Consider the following 14933-nt stretch of genomic DNA (forward strand, 5'->3'; position numbering starts at 1 on the left):
AATTAATTAGATGCGTCTTCAGCACCTTCTTCAATGGCTTCGCCAGCGCTTTGTATATCTTCTCCTGCACCTTCAACCGTCGCACACCCATTCATACCTACAACAGCAGATGAAAACAATAGCGCGGTGAAACTACCCCTAAGTAATTTCGAATTTAATAGTGACGACAAAACTGACTTTTTCATGGCATATCTCCTGATATTAGTAATTAACGTTATTTGGTTACTTTATTCATCACTCGCTTCGCTATCCCCATTTACTTGATCGCCAGAGTTGCGCGTTGGGGATGATTCGCTTTCAGAAGTGGTCTCTTTCTTTTCAAGCATAGTGTTAAGCTTATCGCTTCCCTTGGAATTAAAATCCAACGTACGAATAGGGAAGGGAATTAAGATGTCGTTTTCTTCTAATACACGTTTAACAGTACATATTGCTTCGTGACGCACTACCATAAAGCCAGGGTCGCCTGGGTAACGTATCCAAAACCAAAGCAAAAGATTGATACTTGAATCACCGAATGACGCAGCGTAAACCGCAGTTTCGTCTTTCTTTATTACGTAGTCTTTTTCATTGATTGCGTCGGTAATGAGTTCGGCGGCTTTTTCAACATCATCGGCGTAGGAAATGCCAACAGGAACCTCAATACGTCTAACACCTTCAACTGAATAATTAGTTAGAATATTTCTAAAGAGGATTTTATTGGGAATGATTTCACGCTGCCCATAAAAAGTAGCTACCAAGGTGTTTCGCAGGTTAATTTCTTCAACCGTTCCGAAAACGCCTTCAGCTTGAACCACATCACCAATCTCGAAAGGTTTACGGATACCCATTGCAATACCCGCAATGAGGTTTTCCGTCATATCTTGAAACGCAAAGCCGATGGCTAAACCCACAATACCGGCACCGGCAAGTAATGATGTCACCGTGCCCTTGAGTCCAACGAAATCCAGTGCAATGAAAATACCGAAAACAACAATGAGTGATTTGATAATAGAGGTGAGTAATTTAGCGATTTGTCGAGACTCAAATGCTCTTCGCATTACCTTTCCGACAATATTTCCTACTACTTTTGCCAGTATTCCGAAAACAATAGCGATTAATATCGCCACCACAAAGTTGGGTAAGTGCTTAATTCCGCTCTCGATCCAACCCTCAAGCTTCTGGTTTATTAGCTGATAAAAGTCATCAATATTAGGAAAATCCATAGAACTCATTCATTTATTAAACAATATGCAGTGACTATTCAAGATTTATTCCTTTGCTGTCATTTTATAAGTCCTTGATTTATTTATAAAAGGTGTGTGAGTAATCACTTGTAGCAAAAAGGCGCTAAGAAAAAAATACAAGGGTGGGAAATAACTACGCAGTGATTAAACGCATTTTTATAGGTGTTAGACAAAAGTTTGAGTGGTCTGACCATGTGTAAAATTAATGTAAATATATTATTCACAATAAATTTACAAACTATGTGATGACGCTTAACATCAATATTGCAGGTCAAAGATTGTTCATTGACCTTTCACAATAACAATGAGAAATCGTCCAGCCTGTTGCTAGCGGAAAGTGTGGGTTTTACCGGTAGTGATGCGCCCAGATTTGGAATCACACTATGAAATTTAAAACGCGTAAGACTGCAGTAGCTGCCTTAGTCAGTTCTGCCTTATTTTGTTCTCCTTTTTTAGCGTATGCGCAAGATGCTAACGAAGAAGTTGTAGCTGAATCTAAAAGTAAAAAAGATGTAGAGTTAATTCTCGTTACAGGGAGCTTTGTTCGTCGCAGTGAGAACTTTGAGTCACCTTCACCATTAGCGGTAGTAGACAGCGTTGCTATCGATTCAATAGGTGCTAAAAACATAGCGGATATCACGCAAACATTAACGATTAATACTGGCGCAGAGAACAACCCTGATGCCTTTACACAAAACGCCACAGCCGGCACCTCAAACATTAACTTACGTGGGTTAGGTGTTGCATCTACCTTAGTATTGTTAAACAACAAACGCCAAGTGGTAACCGCTCAACCTACTAACGAAGGGTTAAATTTCGTAGATACAAGTTCACTTGTACCTATGATTGCCATTGATAGAATGGAAGTCGTAAAAGACGGTGCATCGGCCTTATACGGTTCAGATGCGGTTGCAGGGGTGGTTAACTTCATTACCAAACGTAATTATGATGGTGCGATGGTCAGCGTAGATTATCAAGACGGCGCCCATGGTGATAACAAAGAATATATATTTCAAGGTTTATGGGGAGCAACAGGCGACAATGGTAGCGTACTAGCAGCCATAAGCTACACGAACCGTTCACCGGTATTTTTAAGTGACCGACGCTTAAGCCGCCCCGAAGACGACACCAGTGCGTTAGGTAACCCTGCCTCCTACTTTGTGACTATTCCAGGCGCTGGGGCGTTACCTATCATAGACCCATACGGGTGTGAGGAGTTTGGTGGTGCACCTAACTTACTTGCCCCTAGTGGCACAATTCCTGGACTAGAAGTTGGATTTTGCGGCTTCGATTTTGGTAAGTTCTATTCTTATGTTGCCGATGAAAGTCGAATTAATTCTTATGTAAGAGCAGACTATGAGTTTGCTAATGACATTACATGGACAGCTGAGCTTAGTATGGCGCGTAACCGCGCTGAACGTGGCGGGGCGCCAAGTTTCCCCATTTTAACATCACCGATTGTTCCTGATTACCACCCTCAAAATCCATTTGGTCAGTCTGTTGCCTTCTTTGGCCGTGCTGAAGGAAATGGCTTCGATGGCGATCCGGCAAACACAGAATCAGACACTTTTAGATTCAGCACCAACCTACAAGGTGTGACTGACAGCGGCTTCTGGGAGGTGAGTTATACCCGTGCAGTGAATGATTTCTTATACAAAGTACCTGATGTGCTAAACACTGAGTTCCAGCTTGCCCTATATGGTTTAGGTGGCTCGGCATGTGATCCTATTGCAGGAACACCAGGCGAAGGAAATTGTGAATTTTTCAATCCTTTTGCTACTTCTTATTCGTCAGCACCTAACTCTGATTATGTGGTTGATTCGTTCACCGGCACAGAAATCATAGATTCAAAAGCTGATCTTGAAGTGTTCGAAGCATTTACTTCATTCGATATCTTTGAAATGAGTAGTGGGTTTGCTGCGTTAGCAGTAGGTGTGCAATATCGCGAAGAGCAGTTAAGCCAAGATTATGATGATTTGGCTAACCAAGACAGCTTCACCTTCGTTATAGGTAATCCAGATATTGATGGAAGCCAAGACATATGGGCTGCCTTTGGTGAACTTGCTTTACCATTAAGTGAAGATTTAGATATGCAACTCGCCGTTCGATATGAAGACTACGGCGGTAGCATTGGTAGCACAGTAGATCCTAAGCTTGCGGTTTCGTATCGTGCAACTGATGAATTCTCGCTACGGGGATCGATATCTACGTCGTTTAGAGCGCCTACCGTGTTCTTAGCACAAGGTGGGGCTACGTCACTACAACAACTTATTGACCCAGTACAAGGTGCTACGGCGTTTGTTGCGGTGAGGACTTCAGGTAACGAAGATCTTAAACCAGAAGAATCTACTGCATATAATATTGGTTTTTCATACGAGCCTTTCAGAGATTTCTCTATTGAGCTTGATTACTGGAACTTCAAGTTTGAAGACTTGATTATTCAGGAAAATGCGCAAGCAGTATTAAATCTTGACCCTACCGATACCGACCGCATTATTCGTGCTGGCGACCCGTTAAATGGCCCTGTGTTACAAGTTAACAACACTTACGTGAATGCAAGTGAGATGGAAACGTCGGGTATCGATTTTGTGACTAGTTACAAGATTGACACTGAGTTTGGTAGTTTCACGCCGTCTTTAAACGGTACCTACACCATGAAATATGACCTGATGGATCCGCAAGCGGGTAATATTGACGGGGCAGGGCGCAGAAACTTCAACAATATCGGGGTTTCTTCACCTGAACTTAGAATGAACTTCGGTCTTGCGTGGAAAAACGACATTCACGCGGCTAACTTATTTGTTCGTTACATTTCTTCGTACGATGATGACCAAAACTGCGCAGATGGCACTACAAACTTAGGTGCCTGTACAAATGGTTTATACGAAGTAGATAGCCATGTCACAGTAGATGCTCAGTACAACATCGACTTAGGTTCGCTATTTGAAACGGAACAAAGTTATGTTGTCACTGTAGGCGGATTGAACTTATTTGATGAAGATCCTCCTCAGTTGTTTACCAATAGTGGTTTTGATTCAAAAGTGCATGACCCCCGTGGGCGTCAAATTTATGCACGGTTAGCGGTAGAGTTTTAACACTCAACCTTTTTAGCCTGAATAAACCCAGCGGCCTATGCTGAGTGCTCATGACAATGCGCATTCGCTTAGGCCGCTTTTTTATGTAAAGAATTCTCGCCAATATTTGTATTTTTACTTCATCACTTTCTTATCTAAAAAGCTGAATTCATAACGCGTATTGTTTACATTGTTTACTTATAAAAAAGGAGGCTTAAATGAGTACGCTATTAACCCGTGAACAAATTCAAGACAACCTTGAAACTTTAAATGAAGGTTTAGAGGAAAACGAACGGTGGGCATTAAGCGATAATGCTATTGAAAAGACATTTACCTTTAAAAGTTTCATTCGTGCATTTGGTTGGATGTCACAAATTGCTATTTGGGCAGAGAAATTAAAGCATCATCCAGAATGGTTTAATGTTTATAACCGGGTTGAAGTGAAATTAACTACTCATGATGTGGGTGGTTTAAGCGAATTAGATTTTAAACTGGCAACAAAAATGGAAAGCTTTAAACCCTAAACGTTTAAGTTTTGACCTTAAATTGTTTGGCGATTAAACATAACGATTAATAATGAAGCGAACAGTCAGAAAAGTGAAATAATTAAGTAATAAGTCCTTGTGTTACAAAAGTGCGTATGTATAATACGCCCCACGTTGAAGGGAGACATCAAACACCTCAAACCAACAACGTTATTTTCTGGCGCGGGATGGAGCAGTCTGGTAGCTCGTCGGGCTCATAACCCGAAGGTCGTAGGTTCAAATCCTGCTCCCGCAACCACAGAAAATTAAACGATTTAAATACTGAGTTGTCTAAGTATAGAGACAAGCAGTAGTTCAAAAGAACAGACGCGGGATGGAGCAGTCTGGTAGCTCGTCGGGCTCATAACCCGAAGGTCGTAGGTTCAAATCCTGCTCCCGCAACCACATTATAACCCTGGCTTATGCCGGGGTTTTTTGTTTCTAAAGCACAGCTTCTTGATTTTCATTTCTCAATTACTTCACTTCATTATATGTCTTCACGCTAACCCCCTGTTTTGTTGTCAATACAGACCATCCTAAATTTCTCAGTAAAGCCTTTGCATGCACCAAAGGTGGTAGCTTTCGCTTAATTGCCAAAGCTCATATATAAGCCCGGCTCTTAAGCGGGATTGCCGGCACACGCTTGGCCAATTTAATTTACAGCGCATATTTAATTAGTGAACGTAAAATGGTAAAAGTAACCCTAATAATAGAAAAAGAAGAAATATACCCTTGGTATATTTGATAATTCTTAAATTTCCTTCGCTTCGAAATGCGCGCTTTTGGGTAGTATGATTCAAGAATATTTTACGATAGGGCAAGAGGTCACCTTGCTCGATGGAAGTTATGACTTTGGCTTAGTAGCACTATCGTTAACGATTGCTATTTTTGCGTCATTTATGGCATTTAACGTCGCCACTCAGGCCGCCGTTTCTACTAATAAATTCAGAAAATACACCTTACTCAGTGCGGGTAGTATCGCCATGGGGGGCGGAATTTGGGCCATGCATTTTTTAGGTATGCTCGCCTTTGAACTTTGCACCGCTGTTTCCTACAACCTGGGTATAACGCTAGCATCTGCATTACCGGGCATAGCCTCGGCTTGGGTTGCGCTCTATCTTATGACGAAGCCAACCATTACATTCACTGAAATAGTAACTGGCGGCGTGCTTGTGGGCTCGGGTATTGGCACCATGCACTACAGTGGTATGGCGGCTATGGAAATGGCGCCTTTACTTCGCTATAGCCCTTCATTATTTATCCTCTCAATAGTGGTTGCTGTTTCCCTCTCGATGCTTGCTCTTTGGATAAAATTTGGCCTTAGTGCTGTGGGGATAAAAAAGTCGAGCTTGGGAAGGGATGCTTTAATTGCAAGTATTGTAATGGGCCTTGCCATAGCAGGTATGCATTACACGGGAATGTTAGCAGCCAGATTTGTTATGCCGCCAGGGATGGAGTTTACTTCACAGCCTTCTGAAATATCAATTTATCTAGCACTTTCAATTGCAATGGTTACGGTTACGCTCATTGCATTAGTGCTGGGTATTACCTTGTTGTTTAAGTACAAAGATGTCAGTTCACGTGCTATCGAGAGCGAACGAATTCAGCGGGCTATTACGGATATTGCGGTAGATGCCATTATTACAGTAGACAGTACCGGCATTATTAAAACAGCTAACCCGGCAGTCACTGCGGTGACAGGATATTCACCGGAGGAGCTTATTGGTCAACAAGGAAAAATACTGGCGCCAGATGACAAAAAATCAATTTACAGCAGCGATTTCTTTGAACAAAAATCAGTACCGACTGAGCAAATAATTGGAACCAGCCGAGAGGTGGTCATTGTTGGTAAAGGTGGGGAATATATCCCTGTTCGGGTTGGGATTGGGTATACCAAGGTAGATGGTAATGCCTTATTCGTTGGTTTTTTCTCTGACTTAAGAAAACGCAAAGCAATGGAAGATGCGCTGCGTGAAAGTGAAGCTAAATTCAGAAGTTTTATTTCAAATATCCCAGGTATTGCATACCGGTGCTTGAATGAGCCTGATTGGCCCATGGTATTTATCAGTGACGCAGTCAGTGAAATAACCGGGCATGCCGCAGATGATTTTATTTTACCCAACCCTCGCATTACTTTTGGCTCCCTTTGTCATCCAGATGATCTAAAACGAGTAGAAACGGAAGTTACCGACCAAAACACATTTAGTATTGAGTACCGCATTATAAATAAGAAGGGTGATGTTCGATGGGTGACCGAACATGGTGTTCATGTCCTTGATGAGCAAGGCAACACTATCTATTTAGATGGCTTTATTTCTGATATTACCGCCCGAAGGGAAATGGAAGAAGAACTTAAAGCGGCAAAAGAAAGAGCAGAGCAGGCTGCCGCTGCTCGCACAAACTTTCTTGCCAATATGAGCCATGAAATAAGAACGCCAATGAATGCCATTATTGGTTTCAGTGATTTAATGCTTGCAGAAAAAATGTCGCCAGAACAGCACGGTCACCTTACCACGGTAAATCGCTCTGCTCGTTCACTGCTGCACCTGTTAAACGATATTCTTGATAGCGCTAAGTTAGATAAAGGCAAACTCGATTTAGATTATCGCGACTTCATAATTCGCGAAGAAGTCGATACCGTGATTTCTACATTTTGGCTTGAAGCCAAGAGCAAAAGAATTTCATTAGAAGTACAAGTGGGGAGCGAAGTTCGCGAGGCCTACAATGGTGTTCCAGAGCGTATTAGGCAGGTGCTTAATAACTTAATTGGTAATGCTGTTAAATTCACTGGCGATGGCAGTGTGGTGTTAGAAGTATCCAGTGACAGCTCTTTTGTCTACTTTAAAGTAAAAGACTCGGGTATTGGCATGAATAGCGAGCAGGTCAATCGTGTATTCGACGCATTTGCCCAAGCTGACGCGTCAATGAGTAGAAAGTATGGCGGCACAGGTTTAGGCACAACTATCTCTAAACAGCTTGTTGAATTGATGGGCGGAAACATTTGTGCGCAAAGCGAGCTTGGCGTCGGAAGTACTTTTACCTTCCGCTTACCGCTTGTGCCAGCAAAAGCCCCTATGGCCATGGAAGAAGGAAAACCTGTCCAATTACCACCAATGCATATTCTTATCGTGGATGATATCGCTCAAAATATTGATTTGTTGTCATTGTTATTATCGCGCTCTGGGCATACCGTCGAAGTGGCGCGCGATGGCCAAGAAGCACTGGAAAAAATGAATATCCCCGGTATTGAATTGGTGTTGATGGATTTGCAAATGCCGGTATTAGATGGCCTAGAAGCATCAATACTAAGACGAAAATATGAGGTTGAGCATGGCCTACCTCCGATGCCAATTATCGCGTTAACAGCCAGTGTGTTAGTTCAGGATAGACATGCCGCAACCGATGCGGGAATGGATGGCTTTGCGAATAAGCCTATTGATTACCCCGTACTTACTCGAGAGATGGCACGGGTGCTGGGCAAAGAAATTGATGAATCAGCCACATTAGTTGTTAATAATGATAAATCAGAAAAACCTAAATTAAGTAAAGTGGTAGACGTAAATCGAGCAATTATGCTTTGGGGTGACGCACAAACCCATCGCAACGAAGTGGCGCGATTTACCCGTGAAAACGAAGCCAAAATTGCGCAAATAAGTACAGCAATTCTCGATAACGATGCAGCAAAAACAGCATCGCTGGCTCACGGCATTAAAGGCGTTGCCGGAAACCTATGTTTAAACCCTCTGATGTCAGTTTGCCGAGATATTGAGAAAAATGCACATGCTGGTGAATTAGATATTTCAACAGTACAAATACTTAAAAAATCATTCAATGAAGTGATTACATGGCTTCAAGGCACTCACGAGACCAAAACGGTGCACGTTAAGCAAGATGTTAACTACACTGTGTTGTTAGAGCACCTAACTAAACTGAAACAGAGTGTTGAGCAGAACATGCTTGATGAAGATGAATTACAAGAAGTTAAAGCGCTTGCTGGTGGTGAATACAAAGACACCATAGCCTCCATTATTATGGATATTGATGATTTTGAGTTCGAACGTGCCGAAGCGCAGCTCGTCGAGCTTATTGATACGTTGGCCACAGAGACTGAAACGCAATAATGCTTAGAACTATTGAAAAGCCTACCTTGTTACTGGTTGATGATGAGCCAGTAAATTTAAGAGTCTTAAAGCAACTGTTAGCTGCAGACTACCAACTCATTTTTGCCAAGAACGGTGAAGAGGCGATTAGATTAACCTCGCAGCGTCAACCTCAACTTATTTTGCTAGATATTATGATGCCAGGACTTACAGGCTTCGAGGTATGTAGAATATTAAAAGGTCAAGACGATACACGTCATATTCCAGTTATATTCGTTACTGCGTTAAATGATGAGCACGATGAAGCAGAGGGTTTTGAGGTTGGGGCAGTTGATTATATTACTAAACCCATTTCACCACCGGTGGTAAAAGCCAGAGTTAAAACCCATTTGTCGTTAGTGCAGTCGGACGAATTAATGCGTACTCGATTGCAAGTGGTACAGCGCTTAGGCCGTGCAGCTGAATATAAAGACAACGAAACCGGCATGCACGTATTACGCATGAGTCATTACTCAAAAGAATTGGCACTCGCTTACGGGGTTAGTGATGAACAAGCTGAAATATTACTGCACGCAGCGCCTATGCACGATATAGGTAAAATTGGTATTTCCGATAGTATCATGTTGAAGCCGGGTAAATTGACAGACGAAGAGTTTGCAATAATGAAGACCCACCCTGAAATTGGTGCTGAAATTTTAGGGGAATGCGATTCTGCATTGTTGGTGGTAGCCAAGTCGGTATCACTGACTCATCATGAAAAATGGGATGGTAGTGGCTACCCAAATGGACTAGTAGGTGAAGACATTCCTATTGAGGGTAGAATTTGTGCAGTGGCTGACGTATTCGATGCGCTCACCAGTAAAAGGCCTTATAAAGAGCCGTGGAGCGTAGAAAAAACGTTAGCCTTTATGGAAAGTCAGAAGGGTAAGCATTTCGATCCGGTGCTAATTGATTTGCTGCTAGCAAAATTACCTCAGATACTAGAAATTAAAGAAAAGTGGAAAGATGAAGACTAGACAAAGACTAATAGAGTCTGTGCTATAAATCATGGGCTACTAACTAATAGTCGAGTGTTGTTGCTTAATGTGACGTCAATCAGTATAATGCGCTTATTAAGTGATGGTAGCGGGCTCCCTCAGTGTTTAGGAAAGTAACGCTTCCATTCTCAGCAAACTATCACCTACCGGTGTTTTTTACCCATGTGTTTGCATTTGTCTTTTTGACAAATTTGGGTTCAGAATTTTAATAAAAGCCCCGCTAGTCCGGGGCTTTTTGTTGTATTAGACCCTGGAGTCAGCCTAGCTGAGCTAGGTGATGACAGGTGGGCTTAAGGCCCTTTTTTCGTTTTTGGAGGTTTGCATTGGCAAAACTTGAAGAGAAACTAACCGAAATGCTTAACCCAGGTGTAGAAGCTTTGGGGTTTGAATTGGTTGGGATCGAATTTGTACGAGCGGGGAAACATTCAATTCTTCGCGTTTTTATTGATCATGAAAACGGTATCTCCGTAGATAATTGTGCAGATGTAAGTCATCAAGTGAGTGCGATATTGGATGTTGAAGATCCAATTAGCACAGAGTACAACCTAGAAGTATCTTCACCAGGTATGGATAGACCGCTTTTCAAAGAAAAGCATTATGTTGATTCTGTAGGTGAAGTTGTTCAGGTTCGTTTATCTATGCCGATGGACGACAGACGTAACTTTAAAGGCAAAGTATTGGCTTGCGACAATGGCGTAGTCAGTATTGAAGTGGATGGCCAGCAGTTCCAGTTAGCTGTGGCGAATATCGAAAAAGGTAACGTTGTTCCCACATTCGAATAACGGAACAGCAATGCTTTCATCGACGAAAGCTTGAGTGAGGCTAAAATGAATAAAGAAATTTTGTTAGTGGCGGAAGCCGTTTCAAATGAAAAACAAGTGCCTAGAGAGAAGATTTTTGAAGCGCTGGAATTTGCAATAGCCAGTGCCACCAAAAAGAAAAATGAAGGCGATATTGAAGTACGAGTAAGTATCGACAGAACCTCTGGCGACTTCGACACATTCCGTCGTTGGTTAATTATTCCTGATGATCAGGAACAAGAGAACCCGTTCGCAGAAATCACCCTTTCTGCTGCACAAGTAGAAGAGCCTGAGCTTCAATTAGGCGATTATGTGGAAGATCAGATTGAATCTATCAAATTTGACCGCATAACTACGCAGACCGCGAAACAAGTTATCGTACAAAAAGTACGTGAAGCTGAACGCGCGCAAATGATTGCAGAATACGAAGATAAAGTCGGCGAGTTGGTAACCGGTACGGTTAAGAAAGTAAACCGCGACAATATTATTATCGATTTAGGTAATAACGCCGAAGGTGTTATCTACCGTGACGATATGCTTCCTCGTGAAACGTTCAGACCAGGCGACCGTGTTCGCGGCTTACTATATGTAATTCGCCCTGAAGCACGTGGCGCTCAATTGTTTATCAGCCGTACTCACCCTGACATGCTTGTAGAGCTATTCAGACTTGAAGTACCGGAAATTGCTGAAGAAACACTAGAAATTAAAGCGGCGGCTCGTGATCCGGGTTCCCGTGCAAAAATTGCCGTTAAAACTAACGACAAACGCTTAGATCCAGTTGGTGCGTGTGTTGGTATGCGTGGTTCACGTGTACAAGCAGTATCGGGCGAATTGGGTGGTGAGCGTGTTGATATCGTATTGTGGGATGAAAACTCAGCACAATTTGTTATTAACGCCATGGCACCTGCAGAAGTTGCTTCTATTGTTGTGGACGAAGACAGTCACATGATGGATGTAGCAGTAGAAGCTGACAACCTTGCTCAGGCAATCGGTCGTAGCGGTCAAAACGTTCGCCTTGCTAGCCAGTTAACTGGTTGGGAACTGAACGTGATGACAGTAGAAGATCTGAACAAGAAACATGAAGAAGAAAACGCGAAGGTATTGAACATCTTTACCGCTGGCCTAGATGTAGACGAAGAGTTTGCTGCTATGTTAGTTGATGAAGGTTTCACCACCTTGGAAGAAGTGGCATACGTGCCAGCAAGCGAGCTTCTTGCCATCGACGGACTTGATGAAGATACCGTTGAAGAATTGCGTAATCGTGCACGTGCATTCCTTACGACCCGTGCATTAGCAAACGAAGAATCGCTTGAAGGCGCAGAGCCTACCGAAGCCTTACTAGGCCTTGAAGGAATGAGTAAGCACGTGGCCTATGTGTTGGCCAGCCGCGGCATTACCGACCTTGAAGAACTGGCCGAGCAAGGCACAGATGAAATTAGTGATATTGATGAACTAGACGAAGCTACTGCGGGTGCGCTGATTATGGCAGCACGTAATATCGTTTGGTTCAATGAAGAGTAAAGGTCAACAGGGGGAATAATACGTAATGGCAGATGTATCTATTGAAAAGCTCGCCAGCGACATTGGTACGACCGTTGACCGATTGGTTGGCCAGTTTAAAGACGCGGGTATTACAAAGAATGCCGGCGCTCAGGTTACTGAAGAAGAGAAAAAGAAACTGTTGGATCATTTAAGTAAGCAACACGGCAGCGCGTCCGAACCACAGCGCATGACACTTAAACGCAAGACAACCAGTACTATTAGCGTAGGCAAGTCGAAAGAAGTTAAAGTAGAAGTACGTAAAAAGCGTACTTACGTTAAGCGTACTGATGCTGAAGAGCAACAACGCATAGCGGAAGAAGAAGCGAAGTTAGCTGAAGAAGCACGTTTGAAACGTGAAGCAGAAGAAAAAGCTGCTGCTGAAGCAAAACAAGCTGCTGAAGAAAAAGCACGTAAAGCGGAAGAGTCAAGAAAGGCTGCTGAAGAAGAACGTGCTCGTCGTGCTGAACAAGCGAAGAAAGATGTTGAAGCACGTAAGAAAGATGAGCCTGAAATGTCTGCTGAAGAAAAAGCGGCTCAAGAAGCTGCTCGTCTTGAAGAAGAACGTCTTCGTAAGGCTCAGGAAGAAGAAGCACAGAAGAAGCTTGAAGAAGATGCTAAGAAAGCCGCTGATGAAGCGCGTAAATTAGCAGAAGAAAACGAGCGTCGTTGGAAAGAAGAAGCTGAAGCTCGTAAGAAAGCGGAAGCTGAAGAAGTGCATTTACATTCAAATCGCTATGCTCAAGAAGCAGAAGACGAGCAAGACGCGCAAGTTGAGCGTTCTTCACGTCGTCGCAGAAAGTCTAAGCGAAATGCAGGTGAGCACTTGAAGCAAGGCTTCAACAAGCCAGCTCAACCTGTAGAGCGTATCGTTAAGCTAGGTGAAACTATCACTGTTGGCGAACTTGCTAGCAAGTTAGCGATTAAGTCGAACGAAGTTATCAAAACCATGATGAAAATGGGTGAGATGGCGACAATTAACCAAGTTCTTGACCAAGACACAGCAGTACTTGTTGTTGAAGAAATGGGTCACAAATTTGAACTGGTTAACGACAATGCACTTGAAGAAGAATTGTTGGCTGATGATGGCACAGGCGGTGATAAAACTTCACGTGCACCTGTAGTTACCATCATGGGTCACGTTGACCACGGTAAAACATCACTACTTGATTACATTCGTCGCGCGAAAGTGGCTGACGGTGAAGCCGGTGGTATTACCCAGCATATCGGTGCTTATAAAGTACAAACTGATAATGGCGAAATTACCTTCTTAGATACGCCTGGACACGCCGCGTTTACTGCAATGCGTGCTCGTGGAGCAACGGCTACAGATATCGTTATCTTGGTTGTTGCGGCAGATGATGGCGTAATGCCACAAACGAAAGAAGCGGTTCAACATGCTCGAGCAGCGGGTGTACCGTTAATCATTGCCGTGAACAAGATGGATAAAGAATCAGCCGATCCAGATCGTGTTAAAACGGAGCTTTCTCAACTGGAAGTTATTTCAGAAGAGTGGGGCGGTGAGCACCAGTTCTGTAACGTTTCTGCTAAAACCGGTATGGGTGTTGATGGTCTTTTAGAAGCCATTAACCTTCAAGCTGAGTTACTTGACCTACAAGCGGTAGCTAAAGGTCCTGGTCGCGGTATCGTTATTGAATCACGCCTTGATAAAGGTCGTGGTCCAGTAGCTTCAGTACTTATCCAAGAAGGTGAGCTGAAAGCCGGTGATATCCTGCTATGTGGCGAAGAGTACGGACGTGTTCGTGCAATGCGCGATGAGCATGGTCAAGAGCTTAAGCTAGCTGGTCCTTCTACCCCTGTTGAAGTACTAGGTTTATCTGGTGTTCCAGTAGCTGGTGAAGATGCAGCGGTAGTGAAAGACGAGCGTAAAGCCCGTGAAGTAGCGGCTAAACGTCATCAGAAGAAGCGTGAGCTTAAACTAGCTCGTCAGCAAAAAGCCAAGCTTGAAAACATGTTTGCGAACATGGAAGCAGGTGACGTTAGCGAACTTAACATTGTACTTAAAGCTGACGTACAAGGTTCTGTTGAAGCAATTGCTGAATCGTTGATTAAACTATCAACGGCAGAAGTTAAAGTGAACATTGTTGGTAGCGGCGTAGGTGGGATCACTGAAACTGATGCGACATTGGCAGCAGCTTCTGGCGCTATCGTACTTGGCTTTAACGTTCGTGCCGATGCAACTGCACGTCGCGTACTAGAAGCTGAAGAAATTGATTTACGCTACTACAGCGTTATCTATAGCCTAATCGACGAAGTGAAAGCAGCAATGAGCGGCATGCTTGCGCCAGAGTTCAGACAAGAAATTATTGGTCTGGCTGAAGTGCGTGATGTATTTAAATCGCCTAAGCTTGGTGCTATCGCTGGTTGTATGGTTACAGAAGGTGTGGTTAAGCGTAGCAATCCAATCCGTGTACTTCGTGAAAACGTAGTAATCTATGAAGGTGAACTAGAATCTCTTCGTCGCTTCAAAGATGACGTACAAGATGTACGTAACGGTATGGAATGTGGTATCGGCGTTAAGAACTACAACGACGTAAAAGTTGGAGACCAAATCGAAGTCTTCGAAATCGTTGAAGTTAAACGCGAAATCTAATTGCCTAACTAAATCAGTATAA

The 14933-nt window shown here is 43.2% G+C and carries 9 protein-coding genes and 2 tRNA genes; 9 read left to right on the top strand and 2 right to left on the bottom strand.

Annotated features, from left to right (window positions below):
- Nucleotides 1–2: 2 nt before the first annotated feature.
- A complete protein-coding gene (locus AMBT_RS06465) occupies nt 3–185 on the bottom strand; it encodes an entericidin A/B family lipoprotein (protein ID WP_013783805.1) in 183 nt (60 codons plus the stop codon).
- A gap of 42 nt (nt 186–227) precedes the next feature.
- Complete coding sequence (locus tag AMBT_RS06470) at nt 228–1202, bottom strand: mechanosensitive ion channel family protein (protein WP_013783806.1); 975 nt, start codon at nt 1200–1202, stop codon at nt 228–230.
- A 404-nt stretch (nt 1203–1606) separates the two neighbouring features.
- On the opposite strand from AMBT_RS06470, the gene AMBT_RS06475 reads away from it, so the two are divergent.
- The 9 genes from AMBT_RS06475 (at nt 1607) to infB (ending at nt 14911) form a co-directional block, all read left to right on the top strand.
- Nucleotides 1607–4318, top strand: coding sequence for a TonB-dependent receptor plug domain-containing protein (locus AMBT_RS06475; protein ID WP_013783807.1), 2712 nt, complete (start codon nt 1607–1609; stop codon nt 4316–4318).
- A 197-nt stretch (nt 4319–4515) separates the two neighbouring features.
- Nucleotides 4516–4821, top strand: a complete 306-nt coding sequence (locus AMBT_RS06480) for a 4a-hydroxytetrahydrobiopterin dehydratase (protein ID WP_013783808.1) — start codon at nt 4516–4518, stop codon at nt 4819–4821.
- Between the two features lie 182 nt (nt 4822–5003).
- Nucleotides 5004–5080: transfer RNA gene (locus tag AMBT_RS06485), tRNA-Met, on the top strand.
- 69 nt (nt 5081–5149) lie between these two features.
- Nucleotides 5150–5226 (top strand) — tRNA-Met (locus AMBT_RS06490).
- 386 nt (nt 5227–5612) lie between these two features.
- On the top strand, nt 5613–8942 hold the full coding sequence (locus AMBT_RS06495; protein ID WP_013783809.1) for an MHYT domain-containing protein: 3330 nt from the start codon (nt 5613–5615) through the stop codon (nt 8940–8942).
- Complete coding sequence (locus tag AMBT_RS06500; RefSeq protein ID WP_013783810.1) at nt 8942–9937, top strand: response regulator; 996 nt, start codon at nt 8942–8944, stop codon at nt 9935–9937. Before AMBT_RS06495 ends, AMBT_RS06500 begins: the two co-directional genes overlap by 1 nt.
- Before the next feature lie 344 nt (nt 9938–10281).
- The gene (gene rimP, locus AMBT_RS06505; protein WP_013783811.1) at nt 10282–10740 is read left to right on the top strand and encodes a ribosome maturation factor RimP; all 459 of its coding nucleotides are present in this window, start codon (nt 10282–10284) and stop codon (nt 10738–10740) included.
- Between the two features lie 45 nt (nt 10741–10785).
- Nucleotides 10786–12279: a transcription termination factor NusA gene (gene nusA, locus AMBT_RS06510; protein ID WP_013783812.1), complete on the top strand. Its 1494-nt coding sequence runs from the start codon at nt 10786–10788 to the stop codon at nt 12277–12279.
- 25 nt (nt 12280–12304) lie between these two features.
- Complete coding sequence (infB, locus tag AMBT_RS06515; protein WP_013783813.1) at nt 12305–14911, top strand: translation initiation factor IF-2; 2607 nt, start codon at nt 12305–12307, stop codon at nt 14909–14911.
- Nucleotides 14912–14933: the final 22 nt, after the last annotated feature.

Source organism: Alteromonas naphthalenivorans (genome assembly GCF_000213655.1).
GTDB lineage: Bacteria > Pseudomonadota > Gammaproteobacteria > Enterobacterales > Alteromonadaceae > Alteromonas > Alteromonas naphthalenivorans.